The following is a 19,956-nucleotide window of genomic DNA, read 5'->3' as shown; positions in this document are numbered from 1 at the left end:
TGCCTACGGGGCTCACGGTACTGGATCCAACTTAACTGAAACTGAATTGCCACCATGGCAATTCTCTGCGAGACCTTTGCCTGCAACCGGGCAAGATTTTCTATACTGCCCTGCTCGCGGTAAATGAGACCGGTATGACTGCTATCCATATGAAGTTCCCCGCCTTGACCCTCAAGGCCGGTAAACGCGCTTTTGCACGCATTCGTGAGCAGGGGCTTGCGCCTGCGGACGTCGGCATCCTTCCCGGCGCTGCCGGCGGGCCCAAGGCGCTGGGCATCCAGGGTCTGGACCTGGCGCTGTTTGGTGACTGGCTGCCCCGGGCGCCCCGCGAGCGTGCGCTGATCGGCGCCTCGATAGGCTCCTGGCGGTTTGCCAGTGCGTGCCTGCCCGACCCGGTGCAAGGCCTGCTCGACCTGGGCCGGCTGTACAACGCACAAAGCTTTGCCAAAGGCGTGACCATGGCCGAAGTCAGCCAGAGCTGCGTGCGCATGCTCGATGACTTGCTGGCCGGCCGCGATGCCCGCGTGCTCGACAACCCGCACTACCGGCTGAACATCATGGTGGTCAAAAGCCATGGCCTGCTCGCCGACGATCATCGCGGTCGGCTTGGTTTGGGGTTGTCCTCGGTGATCGCCGACAACCTGAGGGGCCGCGCGCGGTTGTCCCGGCACTTCGAACGGCTGATCGTCCACGACCCACGCCAGGCGCCACCGCTGCATGCGCTCAAGGATTTCCCGTCGCGCTTCCTTGATCTGGAACTGGGCAACCTGCGCCAGGCCTTGCTGGCGTCGGGTTCGATCCCCATGGTGATGCAAGGCGTACGCGACCTGCCGGGTGCAGGCCAAGGCACTTACCGCGATGGCGGCCTGCTGGACTATCACCTCGACCTGCCCTACCACGGCGATGACATCGTGCTGTACCCGCACTTCACCGACCGGGTCATTCCCGGCTGGTTCGACAAAGGCTTGCCGTGGCGCCGCGCTAATCAACAGGGTTTGCAGGATGTCCTGCTGCTGGCGCCGTCGAAGGAATACCTGGCGCGACTGCCCCACGGCAAACTGCCGGACCGCAGTGACTTCAAGCGCTTCATGGGGGATGACCCGGGCCGCAACAAGTACTGGCAAACCGCAATGAGCGAAAGCCAGCGGCTGGGGGATGAGTTTCTGCAACTGGCCGACAATGGCCAATTGGGCGAACGCCTGCTGGCTCTCTAGCGCCCTCTCCGTAGCAGCTGTCGAGCCCAAGCGAGGCTGCGTCGGCAGCACCTCGGTTTGTCAGACAAATCGCAAACGCAGCCTCGCCATGGCTCGACAGCTGCTACGCGGTATGCGCGCGGCCGCGACAAACTGTTAAACTCGCCGCCTGCCAGACACCTCACCGAGCTGAAAAACCCTGTGGAAATCTTCAAAGAGTTTACCTTCGAGTCCGCCCACCGCCTGCCCCACGTTCCGGAAGGCCACAAATGCGGGCGCCTGCATGGCCATTCGTTCAAGGTGGCGATCCACCTCAGCGGCGACCTCGACCCGCACACCGGCTGGATCCGTGACTTCTCGGAGATCAAGGCGATTTTCAAGCCGCTCTACGAACGCCTCGACCACAACTACCTCAACGACATCCCGGGCCTCGAAAACCCCACCAGCGAAGTGCTGGCCAAGTGGATCTGGAATGAACTGAAACCGCTGTTGCCGGAACTCAGCGCGATTCGCATCCATGAGACCTGCACCAGCGGCTGCATCTATCGCGGCGAATAAGCCGGCGATGTAAAAAACCACCCTTGCGGTGGTTTTTTTATGCCGGAGACTCCCTTACAGTCGTGGCCTCTTGTACAGGAAGCGCTGCGATGCCAACCCATATCCGCCCCGCTACCGGCGACGATATCGCCGCTATTGAAGCGATCGTCCACGCCGCCTACTCCCCTTACATCCAGCGAATCGGGCGCAAGCCAGGGCCGATGCTGGATGACTATCGCCAGCAGGTCGCTGCCGAACGGGTGCATGTGCTGGAGAGTGCGGGCCAGGTCCGCGGCTTTGTCGTACTGATTCATCACGATGAGTACCTGCTGCTGGATAACCTGGCCGTCGACCCCGGCGCCCAGGGCTTGGGTTACGGGCGCCTGTTGCTGGGCTTCGCGGAACGCCAGGCCAGGCATGGCTCCATCCGTCTCTACACCAATGAAGCGATGACCGAAAACATCGCGCTGTACACCCGCAAAGGCTATGTGGAAACCCACCGGGCCGAGGAGAACGGCCTGCGTCGGGTCTACATGCAAAAAGACCTCACCGCCTCGCACTGAAGGAGCTCCCATGGAAAACACCTGGCTGGCCCAGGCCAAGCGCCTGCAAGCATTGGCCTCCACGGGGCTGCACTTCTGCACCGATGACTTCGAGCGCGAGCGCCTCGAGGAAATCGCCCAGATTGCCCACAGCATGCTGGCGCAATTGGGCGAAGTACCGCTGGAGCGCATCACCGGGCTGGTGCCGGATTTTGCCAAACGTTATTCGACGCCCATGATTGATGTGCGGGGCGCAGTGATTGACGGTGACCGGATCCTGTTGGTCCGCGAGCTCACGGATGGCTGCTGGGCATTGCCCGGCGGTTATGCGGATATTGGTTTGTCGGCGGCTGAAAACATCGTCAAGGAAATTCGCGAAGAGGCCGGGCTGACGGTCACGGCCAAGGCGCTGTACAGCGTCACCCACAAGGCCAAAGGCTTGTACCGGCCGGATATCCGGGACTTCTACAAACTCTACTTTCTGTGCGAACGGGTTGATCAACTGGCGCCGGCGGCCGGTTTCGAAACCACCGAAGTTGGCTTCTTCAGTCTGGACGATCTGCCGCCGCTGTCCCGTGGCCGCACCATTGAAAGCGACCTTGAGGCCGCTTTTGCCTTTCATCGCGGGCAGACCACTCACACCCTGTTCGATTGAATAACGGGTGATCCAATTTGTATCACCCTGCACCGCTTTCGCGCCTGAGTGGGCAGAAAGACCAATCCGGCCTGCGTGTTTCCCCTGTTTGGCTATAAATACTGTGCAACCTGCACAGTCCTGACCGTGCGCCCGTCACTGCCTCGCACTTGGCACGACGGGTGCAATAGGCCTGCGTCACTCATTCAGGGAGAACGGCACATGACGCAGAACGAACCGGGCAATGACTACCCTCTCAGCGAGGTGCCCATGCATGCCCGCAAAGGCCTGGCCTCCACCGCCATGGTGCTGCTGGGCTTTACCTTTTTTACCGCGACCATGTTCGCCGGCGGCAAGCTGGGGGTGGCCTTCAGCTTTACCCAGATGCTCGGCGTCGTGGCCCTGGGTAACCTGCTGTTGGGTATCTACGCCGCAGGCCTGGGTTACATCGCGTTCAAGAGCGGTTTGAATTCAGTATTGATGGGGCGTTTCTGCTTCGGTGAAGTGGGCAGCAAGCTGAGCGACTTGATTCTCGGTTTTACCCAGATCGGCTGGTACGCCTGGGGCACCGCCACCGCAGCCGTAGTACTGGGCAAGTATTTCGAGTTGAGCCAGGGCAGCGTACTCGGGCTGATGGTGCTGTTTGGCATGGTGTTCTGCGCGACGGCCTACGTGGGCTATCGCGGGTTGGAGATTCTGTCCTACATCGCCGTGCCGGCCATGGGTATTTTGTTGTTTCTGTCGATGTGGGTCGCCACCGTCAAGGTCGGCGGGCTCGATGGACTGCTGGCAGTGGTGCCGACCGGTGAGCTGGACATGTCCACGGCTATCACGCTGGTGTTCGGCACCTTTGTCAGCGGCGCGACCCAGGCCACCAACTGGACGCGGTTCTCACGCTCGGCCAGGGTCGCGGTGCTGGCCAGCCTGATCGGCTTCTTTATCGGCAACGGCTTGATGGTGTTGATCGGTGCCTATGGCGCCATCGTCTACCAGCAGCCCGACGTGGTCGAAGTGTTGCTGCTGCAAGGCTTCGCCATGGCGGCCATGGCGATGCTGTTGCTGAATATCTGGAGCACCCAGGACAACACCATCTACAACTTCGCCGTCGCCGGCTGCAACCTGCTGCGCACCAAGCGCCGCAAAACGGTGACCCTGGCCGGTGCGGTGATCGGCACCCTGCTGGCGTTGCTGGGCATGTACGACATGCTGGTGCCCTACCTGATCCTGCTGGGCACGGTGATCCCACCGATTGGCGGGGTGATCATGGCGGATTTCTTCTATCGCTACCGCGGCCACTATCCGCGCCTGGCCGATACACGCCTGCCGGCCTTCAACTGGCCAGGGCTGATCGCCTATGCCGTGGGTACGGTGCTGGCCTTTCATTCACCCTGGGTGGCGCCGTTGGTGGGGATCGTGGCGGCGTCCCTGACCTACATCGTGCTGACCAGCGTATTGCGGGTGCGGGCACCTTTGGCTGACGTCCAGGCATGAGCCTGACAGTCGCCGATGTGCTGGCCTTGCCCGGCCTTGAATCGATGTGCCTGCGGGCCGGGGAAGCCGGCCTGGAGAACACGGTGCGCTGGCCCTATGTCGCAGAAAACAGCGGCATTGCCGAATGGGTGCTGGGGGGCGAACTGGTGTTCGTCACCGGTATCAATCACCCACGGGACGAGGCCAATCTGTTGGTGCTGCTGGACGAAGCCTGTCAGCGCCAGGTCGCCGGCCTGGTGATCCTCACGGGGCCGGACTATATCCAGGCGATTCCCCAGCGTTTGCTGGAAGCGGCGCAAGCGGCGGGCATGCCGCTGATCGAACAGCCTTACTCGTTGAAGATGGTACTGGTGACCCAGGCCATCGGTTCGGCGTTGATCCAGTCGCAGCAGTTGGGGCGCTCGCGACACGATGTGCTGGAGCGCCTGCTGGCCGGTGATTATCAATCCCTGGATTTGCTGCTGCACCGCGCTGCGCAGTTGGACATGCCGCTGGCCGGCCATTGGCAACTCGTCCAGTTGCAACTGGACGGCAGCGACGCGCTGTTTGCCCAAGGTGAGGCGCCAGTGGTCGAGACGCAGCTTGCCCGACAACACGATGCTATTACCCGCCGTCTGCGCCAGTTTGCTGCGCAGCATCCGTCGCGCCTGCCCGTGCTGGGGCGTGCCGGACAATGGACGTTGTTGCTGCCTGCGATAGACGCGGGTGCAGCATTGGCCAACCGTCAGTTGTTGGCGGGTTGGTTGAAGGCACTGAATCTGCGCCTGGCACCGTTGAAACTGTTTATCGGCCTGAGTGCTGCCGCGCACCCACCCGCGCGCCTGGCCCAGGCCCTGGATGAGGCGCGCCAGGCATTGGCCGCTGCGCGACGGTTCAGTGAACGCGCCGGGCTGTGTGTCTACGATGAGTTGGGCGTGCTCAAGCTGCTCAGTGGCGTACGTGATCGCGCCCTGCTCGATCAGTTCCTCAACGAACGCCTGGGGCCGCTGCTGCGCCACGACCTGCACCATGGCCCAAGCCTGATGCCGACCCTGGAGGCCTGGTTCCACGAGAATGGTAACCTTGTGGCCGCAGCCCAACGGCTGGCGGTTCACCGCAACACCCTGACGCACCGCGTCCAGCGTATCGAAGCCCTGTGCGGGCTGACGCTGGACAATGCTTATGACCGCCTGGACATCGGCATCGCGCTGATGATCTGGCGGCTGTCTGCCTGACTGTTTTTTGCCAAGAGGAACTTGCCCATGCACATCATCAACGCCCGCCTGCGCAACCGTGAAGGCCTGCATGATCTGCACCTGGAACACGGCCGGATCGCCAGCATCACCCAACAAGGCGCGGCCCCCCTGGCAGGCCCCGACGACCTGGACGCCGCCGGCAACCTGGTGGTCCCGCCTTTCGTCGAGCCGCACATTCACCTCGATGCCACCCTGACCGCCGGCGAGCCGCGCTGGAACATGAGCGGCACCCTGTTTGAAGGCATCGAGTGCTGGGGCGAGCGCAAGGCCACCATCACCCTGGAAGACACCAAGACCCGCTCCAAAAAAACCATCCAGACCCTGGCCGCCCATGGCATCCAGCATGTGCGCACCCATGTCGACATCACCGACCCGGACCTCACCGCGCTCAAGGCCATGCTTGAAGTACGCGAGGAAAGCGGCCACCTGATCGACCTGCAAATCGTCGCGTTCCCCCAGGAAGGCATCGAGTCCTACCGCAATGGCCGCGAGCTGATGGAAGAGGCCATTCGCCTGGGAGCCGACGTGATCGGCGGCATCCCGCACTTTGAATACACCCGTGACCAAGGGGTGAGTTCGGTGAAGTTCCTGATGGACCTGGCCGAACGCACCGGTTGCCTGGTCGATGTGCACTGCGACGAAACCGACGACCCACACTCGCGCTTTCTTGAAGTGCTGGCCGAAGAAGCCCGCAGCCGTGACATGGGCGCCCGCGTGACCGCCAGCCACACCACGGCCATGGGCTCCTACGACAATGCTTACTGCGCCAAACTCTTCCGCCTGCTGGGGCATTCGGGCATCAGCTTTGTCTCCTGCCCTACCGAAAGCATCCACTTGCAGGGCCGCTTCGACACTTTCCCCAAACGCCGCGGCGTGACCCGGGTCAACGAACTGCTGGAGGCTGGCATGAACGTCTGCTTCGGCCAGGACTCCATCGTCGACCCTTGGTATCCCTTGGGTAACGGCAACATTTTGCGGGTGCTGGAAGCCGGGTTGCATATCTGCCACATGCTTGGCTACCGCAACCTGCAAAGTGCCCTCGACCTGGTCACCGACAACAGCGCCCGGGCGATGGCCCTGGGGGATTGTTATGGCCTGGAACCGGGACGCCCGGCGAACCTGTTGATCCTGTCTGCAGACAGCGACTATGAAGTGATTCGCAGCCAGGGCTTGCCGTTGTATTCGATTCGCGCGGGCAAAGTGTTGATGAAACGCCGGCCGGCGCAGGTGGAGTTTTTGTAGGCTCATACAATTGAATCTATATCGAGGGTTTGTGGCTTTCCCCAGCCATCATCCGATTGTGGCGGGATGCTCGCCACTTGGGTGAGTACGCGATTTTGCGGGTGAGCGAACCAGCGTTTCAGGCTGGATTGCAGGGTTGGGGATGAAGCGTGGCTGCCGTAGACGTCGCGGGCCTGGAGGCGGCGCCAGCGGAGGGTTGCCAGGCGGTCGCGACTGTCTTTCAGCCGGTCGACTTCCTGGCTCAAGGGGTCGTGGTGTTCGTAGCCACGCTGGTTGGCAGGGCGATGCAGATCCAGTTTCTTTCGTTGCTCCCGTAGCTGGTGCTGCATGGTGAATAGGGCTTCGTCGATCAGTTCAAACTCACGGGCAGTTACGAGGGTGCCATGGGTGTCGAGTGTTTGTTGCCAGCGGCGCAACGTGGCCCAGGCGGCGGGGATGTAGCTGACGACCATGGAGTGATGGGCACTCTGAACAAGCTGTTTGATGAGGTTGGCGCGATCCGGCATATCGCCATTGAGCCTCAATGCGCGTTTGCAGGCTGCGTCCTCAATGGATTCACAGCCAGGGGTCCACAAAACGGAGGACCGTGTACCGTCCGGTAGGAGTATCGGCATGAAGTGCTGCTGCGCGCCGTGATGCTGGTAAGGGTTGCCGGTCAGCCGTACCAGGCCCAAGGCAAACAGCAGGCCCCCGGGCGCAGGGTTACTGAATAGCACCACGGCGCCAGGAATCCAGATTTTGGCGGTGGTGTTCATCCAGGGCGCAGGCACACTCGGGACAGGGTCACTGTGATTGACGATGCGGTGGTGCACCAGAGCGGAGGCACCGTCGGTGAATTCGGAGTCGGCAGCTCGGGGGGCTCCGTAGGTGTATAGGAGGATGTTGTAGTGGGTATCTTCGGTTCGACGTAATCCCTCAGCCAGTAACAAGGCAATCGCACCGCCGAGGCTGTGCCCGCAAATCACGATGCGCTGCCCTGTATAAAATTGGTCAAGGTAGCGCCGTACAAAATCATGCATGGCTTGATAAGCCTGGTAAAAGCCTTCATGAGCCTTGCCGACACCATCAATGAAATTCACTTGATGGGCATTTACATCCCTCAGTATGTCGACTCCGCTGGCCGTGCCCCTTACGGCAATAATGATCACTTCATCGTGATGACTGATAAATGCCTGAGTATCAGTGCCATCCTTTTCGTCGTCGAAAAAGTGCAGACGTGCTGGATGTTCCTGCTCTTCACCCAACTCGGAGCGATTTTGCTGATACAACTCAGGATCGAAGGGCAAAATTTCGAAACGCAGGGAATACGGTACCTCTTCCAATAACGGATAAAAGTGTTGTACTTGCTTAGCATCGACCTTCCAGGGTTCCTGATAGCCCGATAGTCTGTCGGCAAAGAAATGACCGACGCTAGGGTCCCGTTGAAAGCTGACTTGGTCTATGGGTTTTGCTGGGGGCTCCTGTCCAAAATCGCAATAGCTCAACGTGGACATAAGCGCCAACTGATAGAGGTTCAAGGCACAGAATTGATCCTCGATGGACAGCATAGGGCGCAGTGCTCGCAATGGGCGAACCTCAAGTACTGTGTGCCGGTTGGGAAATAAAACGACACCAACCAACGTCGGCTGGGGTGGCCCGAATCCAAGGTCGGCCATCATTTTTAGTGCATGTCGCGGGGGCCGATGAGTACGGGATACGATGCGTGGCAAGTGAGCGGCGTATCGGACCAGATCACGTACTTCGACCTGATAGAACAGGTCCGTCTGATTTTTCGAAAGGCTTCGTTCGACACGCTGGCCATCGGCCCGGAGAAAGCGGGTTTGTTCCGCACGAACCTGGAGCTCGGTGATGGGTAGCTTGTAAGCCAGACGCGTCATCAAATCGGTATAAGGCTTTTCTGAACCGGAGTAGTGTTCATCCAACTTAATGACGAGCGGACCACAGTAAAAATCATCTCGCCTGGCAAAGCCCTCACCATCCAAACGACCGAAGTACTCACACCCCGCACTGTCATAAAATGTGTAAGGCAGACCGCCGTAGGCCTTTCCGTCCCCAAACTCATCTACTAAGCAGAAACTTGCCCAATGTCCTCTTAACGAACAAGCAGGTGCCTTGTCGCTAAAAAACGGTTGCTTCCATGCATCCTGTTTCATGAATAAGCCTCCTATTCTGTACACGTTGGATAGACGTCGCATACGCGTCCATCCGGCATTTTGATAGCTTTGAAATCAGTAGTATTCCCACGGCAATACGCAAACACATCGTCCAAGCTTTCCCCCATACAACGTCTCCAGCCTCCCGGAACGGCAACCCAGTTGTCGTCTACAGCGGGTAGCTCCTCGCTTGCTACTGCCAGCACCATCCTCAGTGTTTTCCCCTCTAACTGATCCCGTTGTACAAAGCCTCCTGCTCGTGACTTACTCGGCTGTCCAATGGCGTCCAACGAATTACACATAAGGATTTTCCTGATCGCATGCAGCGGTCCGATCGTCCTGAAAAACCACTGACACCGCCCCCATAACTCCTGAACACCCGGCTCAGGCATTCCGGCCATACCCTCTTCCAACCGATCCCGCACATTAATAATTGCGAAATCCCCCCCGACATCCGCCGACCGCTCCCCCCACTTCGCGTACATATCAAACGTAATACTGCGTAACACCAACGGGCACCCATCCACCACTTCCGTCAGTGGTACTTCAAAGCTCACCCGATTGGCGACCGGCTTGCCGAGGGTTTCAAAAACCTTGTCCTCCGGCCGCTTGCCCCGGCGTTTGGGTAATGTGCAGTTCTCACCCGTTGCCGGTCGATAAGCCGCATCACTCTTGAAGCGAAAATTCGCCGGCAAATCGACTTCCAGGGTGAAACTATCCGCCGGTTTCATCGCACAGCCAGAAACAGCCAGCCCGCCACAAACGAACAGCCCTCGCCACACGCCCGACATAAATCCCCTACGCATCCTGCTGCTCCCGCTCCACCCGACGCCACTCCCCAACCACCCGCTGAAAATGATCCTCTGCCACTTCCCCCTGCATCGGTTGCCATCGAACAAGCACGTCCCCAGTGGCCTCCACCAAGCGCCGCACCACCAAAAACTCCAGCTGTTCCGGCCTGTCCCATTGCCAGGCCCGCGCTTGCTCCAGCACCTGCGCCAACCAGATTCTCGGGTCTTGAAACTCAACCAGTGCGCTCAACGCCTCGCTGTACTCGGCCAGCAGGTAACGCAGGATATTGGCTTGCAGAATCACTCCCGCCTGGGGATTCGGCACCTCCAGCCACGGCGCAGGATCGGGTACCGGATACCCCCCCGGAGCCGGGTTATCGACACAACTCCAACGCTCACCCTGCCAGTAACACACGCCGATCAGCGGCCCGAGAAAAACAGGCCAGTCCCGAGCAGGCAGGTGAACCAAGGCCCGCGCCAAGGTGCGGTTATCGTGGAAGCGGTACAGCGCCTGACTGCCCGCCGCTCCCACTACCAACCTGTCGCGCCAGTGCCGGGTAACACCCGATAAATCATCACCCGGCAGGCTGCCCAACCAGCCCCAATTACGCTGAGGGTTTTGCAACAAACCCACCAATGCGGGCTCGTTGACATGGTCGAGCAACAGGAGCATCGGTCCATCCGCCGCCATTTCCGATGCGACGGTTTCACCATAGAGGCTGCGATACTCAGCGACCGTGCGTGTCGCCAGCAGTACCCCACGCGCATCGCTTTCACCCTGTAGAACCAGGCACAGCCGGCGCCCTGCCTGCTGCTGTTCAGCCATCCACTGGCCAGGCGCGATCGCCATCAAGCCGCCCTCCCGGTGGATTCGCACAGGCCTTCACGGCAGCGCTCGCACACTGGACAGAAGTCCGCATCCAGTCTTCTGGCCAGCTCCATGACTGCGCCCTGGATAACCGAAACCTTCGGCCCATCCGCTGCAAATGCGGACGCAGCAGCCACGTCACCCGGTCCAACTGGGCTGGCTGTTCGAGTCCCGTCAGGCACACCGCCCAACGTGATCGGCCGACTGCTGAAAATCCCTCCGGCCTGAATCAGCAAATGCTCACCACCGGCCTTGAAGCTCAACTGCGCACCGGCATCGATAACCAGGTTGGCACCGGCCTTCAAATGGACCTGTTGCCCCGCTTCGATCACCAGGGTCTGGCCGACAAGGGTCTGGCTGTTGCCCTGCACGTGCAAGTGATCATCAGCCCCAAGCCGAACCTTGCGGTCGCCGGCGATGCTGCGGTGTTCCTCGCCTCCCAGGGTGGTGGCACTCAAGCCGTGGATGGTTTCCCGACGTTCGCCCACCACCTCCAGCCGACTGTCGTGGCCGACCTGCTGCTCCAGATCGCGTTGGGCGCGCAGGTAGATGAGTTCCTGGCCGCTGCGGTCCTCGAGGTGCAGCTCGTTGGCCCCCGTCCCGCCCGGCGAACTGCGGCTGCGTAGCACACTGCGGGTCTTGTGTTGGGGCAACGGATAGGCAACAGGCTGCAAGGTATTGGGCAGGCAACCATTGATCACTGGCCGATCTGGATCACCTTCCAGGAACGTCACCAGTACCTCCATGCCCACACGCGGGATCATCACCGCGCCATAGCTGTCACCCGCCCATCCGGACGCCACACGCACCCAGCAGCTGCTCTTGTCGTCGTGCTGGTCCAGGCGGTCCCAATGAAAGCGAATTTTCACCCGGCCGTGAGCGTCGCAATGCACGTCTTCACCCTCGGGCCCGGTGACGGTTGCGGTCTGGCTGCCACTGATACGCGGTTTGACGTGCTTGAGCGGCGGGCGGTAAGCGGCGCGCCAGGGCGTTGCGGTAAATCGATTGCGGTAGCCGTGGAATGCCTCGACATCCACCACCGCCTCCTCCAGCACCTGCGGTTGATAGCCTTCGTGACGCACGCCGGTGATCAGCCACAAGTCATTACAGGTGCGGTCCGGATGGCCGCGCAGTTCCAGGAAATGCCCGCTGCGCAAAGCCGGCTGGTCACTGCGGCCCAGGGCCCGATGACGGTCGCGTTGATGACGTTCCAGGCCACGCCGGGCCAACTGCGAACCTCGCAGATGCCCCGTGAATCCCGCAGGGTATTGATAGTCTTCAAGTGCCGGGAAAGATCCGGCCTGCTCCTGCAAGCGCAGCGACGGATGTTCGAAGTCGTAGTCACGCCGAACAACCTGAGCACTGCGCGTGGCCAGGCGCACATCGAAACGCTGGATCACCAGCGTTTCGGCAGCCGGGCCCCCGGCCGGGCAGTAGCGTTGCGCCGGCAAACGACGAAACACCGTCTGGTCATCACCCAACACCAGTACATGGGCGTCTGCACTGTGGCGAAAGTGGTAGTGAATGCCCTCTTCCTCGCACAGCCGCTGGATAAAGTGCAGGTCGGTTTCCGCGTATTGCACACAGAACGTACGCGGTGGGTAAACCACCGGCCCCAGTTCGAAGGTATAGGCATCAGCAAGGATGCCGTGCTGCTCAAGCACTGCCGCGATAATTTGCGGCACGCTGCGCTGCTGGAAAATCCGCTGGTCGCAACGATGAGCCAGGTACGCCACGCGCGGCGCAAGGGTGAGGTGGTAGCGGGTCAGCCGCTGCCCCGGGCCTTCCCGGCCAATGCTGTAGATTTGCCCGTGCAGGCCTTCACCGGGCTCGCCAAAATCCAGATAGGCCGGTTGGTGAAGCAACTTCTCCAGATCCAGGCTGGGGTTTTCACTGACCCACTGCACTTCAATAAAAAAAGGCTGGTCAATCGTTTCGCTGCCTTTAAAAGCCAGCACCTGAAATGCCTGGTTCATTCCTGCAACGACCAGTTTGAAACGTGACGAAACAAGCGTATTGAACATCCGTTGTTACCCGCCATTCATTGTCGAGCTGAAATAACTTCTCCCGTAAAACGCAGATAAAGCCACTCAATTCGAAGCCGATAAAAAGTGCCTGAACCCCAGGAATACTAGCGATTTCAGGCGAAATTCGGCCGCCTCAAAATAAAAAAGAAGATTCGTACATTGATATTGGAAGGGTCTTTTATAAATACAGAAATGCAGTTAAACAGCCAGTACTGACTAACGAGAATACTCTTACACCACCATTCACCAGAGCTGCTTATTTATAGAGAAACAGCTGACAAAGATGATTAAGCCCGCCACTGCCTTTTTCAAACTTCCTGCAGCCGCGCAGTCCCGAACAGGCTAACGCTCAGCAACTCACCCGGCTCTGCTTGCAACCGTACGGGTGCGGTACCGCCCGGCATCACCACCGCCACCTGACCCGCCGTCACCCATCCTACAGACCAGGCGGCGCATGCCACCGCACTGGCGCTGGTCCCGGAGGACGCCGTGGGCCCCTCACCACGCTCAAACACCCGCGCGATCACGCGATTGCCTGAATCCCGGGCGACCCATTGCAGGTTGACCCCGGAAATACAAGGTTGGCCGGCCCCGGCAGGTGATGCGAAAGCAATCGCCCTCAGCGGATCGAACCAGGCTGATCGATGCAACTGGGCGTTGTCCGGCAACGCTGACGCGTCCTGTACCAGCGTCACACAATGCGGGTTGCCCACACGCACAAACTGGCTGTGATTCCACTCGGGGTTGAGCGCAGCCAGTGGCGAAACATGGCTCACCTCAGTTCCCTCAAGCGAGACCGCGCCCACACCAACAGCCCCTACCGCCAAAGGCCCGAACTCGGGACGCCCCAGCGTCAGCCAAAAGCCCTGCACCTGTTCGTACTCCGCCGGCTCAACCCGCGTAACCACCGGCGACAGTGCGTCTGTCTTGTCGTGATGCACCCGCAACTCACAGCCTTGCGCCATCAATCCCTGGTCGGTCAACGACTGGGCGAAGATCGTCAGGCCATTGCCACTGCGTTCGGCCAGGGAACCGTCGGTGTTGACGATCAACAGGTCAAAAGGCGGCGCGGCCTGGAACGGCCCCACCAACAAGCCGTCACAGCGATGCGCCTTGGCCTCTGCCGGGCGCGGCAACTCATCCCAACCGCACTCGGCGGCAATCGCCGCCAATGCCCAAACACCTCGGGTGCCAGCGGCCAAGTCGGCACGGTCCGGCACGTCGATACCCTTGCTGCGTAAATGCTCCGGGCTCACTACGCCGTAGATATTGCCGCGGGCGTCATAGAAAACGCTCATTGCGCTGTCCGCATGAAAATCCGTACCACCTCTTCCAGGTGCTTGCGCATCGCCTGTCGCGCACCCTCCACGTCTCGCAATTCCAGTGCATCAAGGATCTTGCGGTGCTCGTCTTCCGAGCGATGGGGCATGTCGTCCGAGGTGTAATGCGCCTGCAACCGCTGGAACATGCTGCCGTAACGATGCCCCAGCAAATGCGCAATCATCAACGCATACGCCGGATTGCCCGAGGCCTGGGCGATGCGAATGTGAAACAGGCGATCGCCCGGATGGGTATGGGAGCCGTCGCGGTTGTCCTGCACATTACGCTCGAAGGCCTCGCGGATCCCCGCCAGCTCTTCGTCGGTGGCATGTTTGGCGGCCAGGGCGGCGGCTTCCGGCTCAATCAGGCGACGGGCCTGGAGCAGGGAAAACGGTGGAATCTCGGCATTGAAGTCGACGTGCAGGTTGAGTTCCGGATCGAACTCTTTCCATTGATCCCGGGTGGCCTGGGCCATCACCGGTTCCTGGCTGACTGTCGGTTGCACGGGTTCACACACCAGCACGCCGTTGCCCACCCGCACGTCTACCAGGCCGATCACCTCCAGGGCAATCATCGCCTCACGCACGGAAGCGCGACTCACGCCCAGCAGTTTGGCAAGTTCACGCTCAGCGGGAAGTCGACTGCCCGGCGGAAATTCTCCGCTGTCGATCAACGCCCGCAACTGGTCGGCAATCTGTCGATAAAGACGTTGGTTATCAATCACTTGAAATGGCATCTAGGCTCAGCTCGATTCATGCACAGCACGGTCAAAGCGATCAACCCGCAAAAAAGCCGCTTGTTGACCGGGATGACCCATGCTAAAAATTGGATCAATGGCCTGACCATTGGATCGTTTCCAGTGTGCTGATCATAGCAAACCCACCAGGGTTCGCTATGCCGCAGATGCAGGTGTTTCACGCCCTCAATGGCCTGACCATTGAGCCAATAACAATAATCAAGGGAGTCTGTCATGGACCTCACCGGTAAACGCGTGCTGATCACCGCCGCCGCCCAGGGCATTGGCCGCGCCAGCGTCGAAGCCTATCTGGCGGCAGGGGCCGAAGTGATTGCAGCCGACATCAATCAACAGGCGCTCGCTGACTTGTCGGGCGCGCAAACGGTCTTGCTCGACGTCACCGACGCCAGCGCTATTCAACGCCTTGCTGCCGAGATCGGCCCGCTCGATGTGCTGTTCAACTGCGCAGGCGTGGTGCATGCCGGCAATATCCTCGAATGCCCGGAAAGCGACTGGACGTTTGCCCTGGACCTGAACGTCACCGCCATGTACCGCATGATCCGCGCGTTTCTGCCGGGGATGCTGGCGGCGGGCGGCGGCTCGATCATCAACATGTCGTCGGTGGCCTCCAGCCTCAAGGGCGTGCCCAACCGCTTTGCCTATTGCGCCAGCAAGGCGGCCGTCATCGGCCTGACAAAATCCGTCGCGGCCGACTTTGTCACCCAACGCATCCGCTGCAACGCTATCTGCCCGGGCACCGTGGAGTCGCCTTCGCTGCAGCAGCGCATCGTCGAACAAGCCCGCCATGAAGGCCGTCAACAGGACGAGGTGTACGCCGCCTTCACCGCGCGCCAGCCGATGGGACGCCTGGGCACGCCCCAGGAAATTGCCCAGCTGGCGCTGTACCTTGGCTCCGATGCCAGCGCGTTTACCACCGGCACCACCCAGATCATTGACGGCGGCTGGAGCAACTGACCGCCCACTTCCAATAAGAGGATTGCTCATGAAATTGCTGCGCTATGGTGAAAAAGGTCAGGAACGCCCGGCCCTGCTGGACGCTGATGGACGTCTGCGTGACTTGTCCGCTCACATCAGTGATATCGCCGGTGACGCCCTGCTCCCGCACAACCTCGCTCGCCTGCAAGAACTCGACCCCGCGAGCCTGCCCCTGGTACCGGGCAATCCGCGTTTGGGCGCCTGTGTCGGCCAGGTAGGCAAATTCATCTGCATCGGCCTGAACTACGCCGATCACGCTGCCGAAACCGGCGCCCCCATCCCTGACGAACCGATCATCTTCAACAAGTGGACCAGCGCCATCGTCGGCCCCAACGACACCATCGAAATCCCCCGCCACTCCACCAAGACCGACTGGGAAGTGGAGTTGGGCGTGGTGATCGGCCAGGGTGGCCGCTACATCGAGGAAAGCCAGGCCATGCAGCACGTGGCCGGCTACTGCGTGATCAACGATGTCTCCGAGCGCGAGTTCCAGCTGGAACGCGGCGGCACCTGGGACAAGGGCAAGGGCTGCGACACCTTCGGCCCGCTCGGCCCCTGGCTGGTCAGCCGCGATGAGATCGCCGACCCGCACCAACTGTCGATCTGGCTGGAAGTCGACGGCCACCGCTACCAGAACGGCAACACCCGCACGATGATTTTCCAGATCCCCAAACTGATCAGCTACCTCAGCCAGTTCATGAGCCTGCAACCGGGGGATGTGATTTCCACCGGCACCCCGCCCGGTGTCGGCCTGGGGATCAAGCCCACGCCGGTCTACCTCAAGCCCGGGCAAAAAATCCGCCTGGGTATCGAAGGCCTCGGCGAACAGAACCAGACCACGGTCGACGCCTGACAAGAGACTAGGAGCCGTTCATGACTACCATTACCGCGATTCGCGTCGAAGATATCCGCTTTCCTACGTCCCAGTCCCTGGACGGTTCCGACGCCATGAACCCGGACCCGGACTACTCGGCCGCCTATGTGATTTTGCAGACCGACAACCCGGCCCTTGAAGGCCATGGCCTGACCTTCACCATCGGCCGTGGCAACGAGATTTGCTGCGCGGCGATCCAGGCCATGCAGCCGCTGCTGGTGGGCTTGACCCTGGAATGGATCGCCGAAGACATGGGCCGCTTCTGGCGGCATGTCACCAGTGACAGCCAGTTGCGCTGGATCGGCCCGGACAAGGGCGCAATCCACCTGGCCACCGGCGCGATCGTCAATGCCGCGTGGGACTTGTGGGCCAAGGCCGAAGGCAAACCCCTGTGGCGCCTGGTCGCCGACATGAGCCCGGAACAGCTGGTGCGCTGCATCGATTTCCGCTACATCACCGACTGCATCACCTCCAGCGAAGCCCTGGCCTTGCTGCGCCAACGCGCCGAAGGCAAGGCTGAACGCCTGGCCGACCTGCAAGCCAACGGCTACCCCTGCTACACCACCTCCGCCGGCTGGCTCGGTTACGGCGACGAAAAGCTGCGCAGGCTGTGCCAGGAAGCGGTGGATGCCGGCTTCAACCACGTAAAGCTCAAGGTCGGCCACGACTTGCAGGATGACCTGCGGCGCGTACGCATCGCCCGCGAGGTATTGGGCCCGGACCGCCAATTGATGATTGACGCCAACCAGGTGTGGGAAGTCGACACCGCCATCGATTGGGTGCGCGAATTGGCGTTTGCCAAGCCGTGGTTCATCGAGGAACCCACCAGCCCCGACGATATCGAGGGCCATCGCAAGATTCGCCTGGGCGTGGCGCCGGTCAAGGTCGCCACCGGCGAAATGTGCCAGAACCGGATCATCTTCAAGCAATTGATCATGCGCGAAGCCATCGACGTGGTGCAGATTGACGCCTGCCGCCTGGGCGGGGTCAACGAGGTGCTGGCGGTGATGCTGATGGCGGCCAAATATGGCCTGCCCGTGTGCCCGCATGCCGGCGGTGTCGGGCTTTGCGAGTACGTGCAGCACCTGTCGATGATCGACTACCTGTGCATTGCCGGCACCCACGAAGGCCGGGTGATCGAGTATGTCGACCATTTGCACGAGCATTTCGAGGAACCTTGCGTGGTGCGCGGTGCGGCCTATCTGCCGCCGAAGGCGCCGGGCTTTTCGATCCAGATGAAAGCCGCGTCCCGGGAGCAATACCGCCACCGGCCGTGAGCTGAACCGCAATTTGAATGGACGGAGCACAATAACAATGTCGTCCCCATCACCTTTGAGGCTCGATGCGCACCAGCATTTCTGGCGCTACCGGGCCGCTGATTATCCGTGGATCGGTACGGCTGAGGCTGACCTGCGGCGGGACTTTCTCCCACAGGACTTGCGGCCGTTGCTCGACGCTGCCGACCTGGATGGCTGCATTGCCGTGCAAGCCCGCGCCGGTGAGCAGGAAACCGACGCGCTGCTGGAAATGGCGCGGCAGCACCCATGGATACTCGGCGTCGTCGGCTGGGTCGACCTGTGCGACCCACGCCTGGAACAGCACCTGGAACAGTGGCGCGACGCACCGGGACTCAAGGGCTTTCGGCATCAGATTCAGGATGAGCCTTCGCCTGCCAGCTTTATGGCCGACGCCAGGTTCTCCTGTGGCCTGCAGCACCTGCAGCAACAAGGCTACGTCTACGAGGTGCTGATCCGCTGCGCCGACCTCGACGCCGCGACAGCCCTGTGCCAGCGCCACGACCGGCATCATCTGGTGCTGGACCACCTGGGCAAGCCGGACATCGCCAACGGCCCCGTCGGTTGGGCCGAACACCTGGCGCCACTGGCCGCCCTGCCCCACGTCAGTTGCAAGCTGTCGGGCCTGCTCACCGAAGCCGGGCCCGAGCAACGCAACGCCCGAGCCCTGCGCCCCTACATCGAACTGGCGCTGGAATTGTTCGGCGCCGAGCGCCTGATGTTCGGTTCGGACTGGCCGGTGTGCCTGCTGGCCGGGGAATACCAGGGCACCTGCCAATTGCTGCAACAGACCCTCGGCCCACTGTCGCCCGATGAACAGCAGGCCATCTGGGGCGGCACGGCCCAGCGGGTCTATCACCTTGAAGGAAACTGCCCATGAATCTGCATTTGCAGGACCGCGTGATCATCGTCACCGGCGGCGGCTCGGGGATTGGCGCCGCCATTTCCCTGGGATTGATTGCCGAAGGCGCAATCCCGGTAATTTTCGGCCATCAACCGTTGTCGCCGGCCTTCGCGGCCGAGCTTGAGCAGCACGGTCAAAGCCACTTCATCCGTGTCGAGTTGCGCGATGAGGACGCCTGCCGCGCAGCCGTCAACGAAGTGTTGCGACGTTTCGGACGCATCGACGGCCTGGTGAACAACGCCGGGGTCAACGACGGCGTGGGCCTGGATGCGGGCCGTGCAGCGTTCGTCGAATCCCTGGAAAAGAACCTGATTCATTACTACTTGATGACCCACTTGTGCCTCGATGCCCTCAAGGCCAGCCGCGGGGCAATCGTGAATATCAGCTCCAAGACGGCCCTCACCGGCCAGGGCGGTACCAGCGGTTATACCGCCGCAAAAGGTGCGCAGCTGTCACTGACCCGGGAATGGGCCGCCTCCTTGCTGGAGTTCGGCATCCGGGTCAATGCCGTGGTGCCCGCCGAGGTGCTGACGCCGCTGTATCAACGCTGGATCGACGGCTTCGACAACCCCGAGGCCAAGCTCGCCGCCATCGTCGAAAAAATCCCCTTGGGCAAACGGATGACCACTCCCGAGGAAATTGCCGACAGCGTGCTGTTCCTGCTCTCACCCCGCGCCTCCCACACCACCGGACAGTGGCTGGTGGTGGATGGAGGCTACACCCACCTCGACCGGGCGCTGACATGAGCGGCCAACGTTACTGCCTGGCGCTGGACCTGATCGACGATGCGGCATTGATCGCCGAGTACCAGCAGCTGCATCGACGCATCTGGCCTGCCGTGGCAGAGCATCTGCGCAGCCAGCAAATCCTGGAAATGCAGATCTGGCGCCTGGGCACGCGGCTGTTCATGGTCATGGACACCGCGGCCGGGTTCAGCTTCGAAGGGCTGGACCACGCTGCACGCGCCAACCCCGACGTGCAAGCCTGGGAAACCCTGATGTGGCGCTTCCAGGCCCCCACGCCGTGGACTGACCCCGGCAGCAAATGGCAGCCTCTGGAGCAGATTTTCTGCCTTACCGACCAACCCTGATACCCGCTGCATCGCACGCCTTGATCCC

General features: G+C 61.1%; 19 protein-coding genes. 13 read left to right on the top strand and 6 right to left on the bottom strand.

Annotated elements, in window-relative coordinates; translation table 11 throughout:
• Nucleotides 1-134 precede the first annotated feature (134 nt).
• The 7 genes from A462_RS24365 to codA all read left to right on the top strand — a co-directional run bounded on the left by A462_RS24365 (nt 135) and on the right by codA (nt 6,874).
• On the top strand, nt 135-1,214 hold the full coding sequence (locus A462_RS24365; RefSeq protein WP_003219547.1) for a hypothetical protein: 1,080 nt from the start codon (nt 135-137) through the stop codon (nt 1,212-1,214).
• Nucleotides 1,215-1,394: 180 nt separating this feature from the next.
• Nucleotides 1,395-1,751 carry a 6-carboxytetrahydropterin synthase QueD gene (queD, locus tag A462_RS24370; RefSeq protein WP_003190259.1) on the top strand — a complete coding sequence of 119 codons (357 nt, stop codon included), beginning with the start codon at nt 1,395-1,397 and terminating at the stop codon, nt 1,749-1,751.
• A gap of 89 nt (nt 1,752-1,840) precedes the next feature.
• The gene (locus A462_RS24375; RefSeq protein WP_008432780.1) at nt 1,841-2,293 is read left to right on the top strand and encodes a GNAT family N-acetyltransferase; all 453 of its coding nucleotides are present in this window, start codon (nt 1,841-1,843) and stop codon (nt 2,291-2,293) included.
• A gap of 10 nt (nt 2,294-2,303) precedes the next feature.
• Nucleotides 2,304-2,927 carry an NUDIX hydrolase gene (locus tag A462_RS24380; protein ID WP_008432778.1) on the top strand — a complete coding sequence of 208 codons (624 nt, stop codon included), beginning with the start codon at nt 2,304-2,306 and terminating at the stop codon, nt 2,925-2,927.
• Nucleotides 2,928-3,128: 201 nt separating this feature from the next.
• Nucleotides 3,129-4,397: a cytosine permease gene (gene codB / locus A462_RS24385; protein ID WP_003219542.1), complete on the top strand. Its 1,269-nt coding sequence runs from the start codon at nt 3,129-3,131 to the stop codon at nt 4,395-4,397.
• Nucleotides 4,394-5,611, top strand: a complete 1,218-nt coding sequence (locus tag A462_RS24390; protein WP_003219540.1) for a PucR family transcriptional regulator — start codon at nt 4,394-4,396, stop codon at nt 5,609-5,611. Before codB ends, A462_RS24390 begins: the two co-directional genes overlap by 4 nt.
• Nucleotides 5,612-5,638: 27 nt before the next feature.
• Complete coding sequence (codA, locus tag A462_RS24395; RefSeq protein WP_008432776.1) at nt 5,639-6,874, top strand: cytosine deaminase; 1,236 nt, start codon at nt 5,639-5,641, stop codon at nt 6,872-6,874.
• Nucleotides 6,875-6,876: 2 nt separating this feature from the next.
• Here the strand turns inward: codA and A462_RS0132345 are convergent, their stop codons facing one another.
• The 6 genes from A462_RS0132345 to A462_RS24420 all read right to left on the bottom strand — a co-directional run bounded on the left by A462_RS0132345 (nt 6,877) and on the right by A462_RS24420 (nt 14,769).
• A complete protein-coding gene (locus A462_RS0132345) occupies nt 6,877-9,027 on the bottom strand; it encodes a lipase family protein (protein WP_032899041.1) in 2,151 nt (716 codons plus the stop codon).
• 11 nt (nt 9,028-9,038) lie between these two features.
• Entirely contained in the window at nt 9,039-9,833 is a 795-nt protein-coding gene (locus A462_RS24400; protein WP_008432772.1) for a hypothetical protein, read from the bottom strand.
• Nucleotides 9,826-10,668, bottom strand: coding sequence for a DUF4123 domain-containing protein (locus A462_RS24405; protein ID WP_008432771.1), 843 nt, complete (start codon nt 10,666-10,668; stop codon nt 9,826-9,828). Before A462_RS24405 ends, A462_RS24400 begins: the two co-directional genes overlap by 8 nt.
• Nucleotides 10,668-12,710, bottom strand: a complete 2,043-nt coding sequence (locus A462_RS24410; RefSeq protein WP_032899039.1) for a type VI secretion system Vgr family protein — start codon at nt 12,708-12,710, stop codon at nt 10,668-10,670. Before A462_RS24410 ends, A462_RS24405 begins: the two co-directional genes overlap by 1 nt.
• Before the next feature lie 311 nt (nt 12,711-13,021).
• Nucleotides 13,022-14,011, bottom strand: a complete 990-nt coding sequence (locus tag A462_RS24415; protein ID WP_008432769.1) for a diaminopimelate epimerase — start codon at nt 14,009-14,011, stop codon at nt 13,022-13,024.
• Nucleotides 14,008-14,769 carry a FadR/GntR family transcriptional regulator gene (locus tag A462_RS24420; protein ID WP_008432767.1) on the bottom strand — a complete coding sequence of 254 codons (762 nt, stop codon included), beginning with the start codon at nt 14,767-14,769 and terminating at the stop codon, nt 14,008-14,010. Before A462_RS24420 ends, A462_RS24415 begins: the two co-directional genes overlap by 4 nt.
• 234 nt (nt 14,770-15,003) lie before the next feature.
• Here A462_RS24420 and A462_RS24425 point away from each other — a divergent pair, with 234 nt between their 5' ends.
• Genes A462_RS24425 through A462_RS24450 form a run of 6 tightly spaced genes read left to right on the top strand, consistent with a single transcriptional unit; the run spans nt 15,004 to nt 19,928 of the window.
• On the top strand, nt 15,004-15,744 hold the full coding sequence (locus tag A462_RS24425; protein WP_008432765.1) for an SDR family oxidoreductase: 741 nt from the start codon (nt 15,004-15,006) through the stop codon (nt 15,742-15,744).
• Nucleotides 15,745-15,772: 28 nt separating this feature from the next.
• Nucleotides 15,773-16,618 (top strand): ureidoglycolate lyase, encoded by an 846-nt coding sequence (locus A462_RS24430; RefSeq protein ID WP_008432763.1) that lies wholly within the window; start codon nt 15,773-15,775, stop codon nt 16,616-16,618.
• A gap of 20 nt (nt 16,619-16,638) precedes the next feature.
• Nucleotides 16,639-17,916, top strand: coding sequence for an L-fuconate dehydratase (locus tag A462_RS24435; protein WP_008432761.1), 1,278 nt, complete (start codon nt 16,639-16,641; stop codon nt 17,914-17,916).
• A gap of 37 nt (nt 17,917-17,953) precedes the next feature.
• Complete coding sequence (locus A462_RS24440) at nt 17,954-18,814, top strand: amidohydrolase family protein (protein WP_032899036.1); 861 nt, start codon at nt 17,954-17,956, stop codon at nt 18,812-18,814.
• On the top strand, nt 18,811-19,584 hold the full coding sequence (locus tag A462_RS24445; protein ID WP_003219518.1) for an SDR family oxidoreductase: 774 nt from the start codon (nt 18,811-18,813) through the stop codon (nt 19,582-19,584). Before A462_RS24440 ends, A462_RS24445 begins: the two co-directional genes overlap by 4 nt.
• The gene (locus A462_RS24450; protein WP_008432755.1) at nt 19,581-19,928 is read left to right on the top strand and encodes an L-rhamnose mutarotase; all 348 of its coding nucleotides are present in this window, start codon (nt 19,581-19,583) and stop codon (nt 19,926-19,928) included. Before A462_RS24445 ends, A462_RS24450 begins: the two co-directional genes overlap by 4 nt.
• The last annotated feature ends 28 nt before the right edge of the window (nt 19,929-19,956 follow it).

This window comes from Pseudomonas sp. Ag1, assembly GCF_000278565.1.
GTDB lineage: Bacteria > Pseudomonadota > Gammaproteobacteria > Pseudomonadales > Pseudomonadaceae > Aquipseudomonas.
The sequence above is the reverse complement of the archived record's forward strand: the minus strand, read 5'-3'. Positions and strand labels throughout refer to the sequence as shown.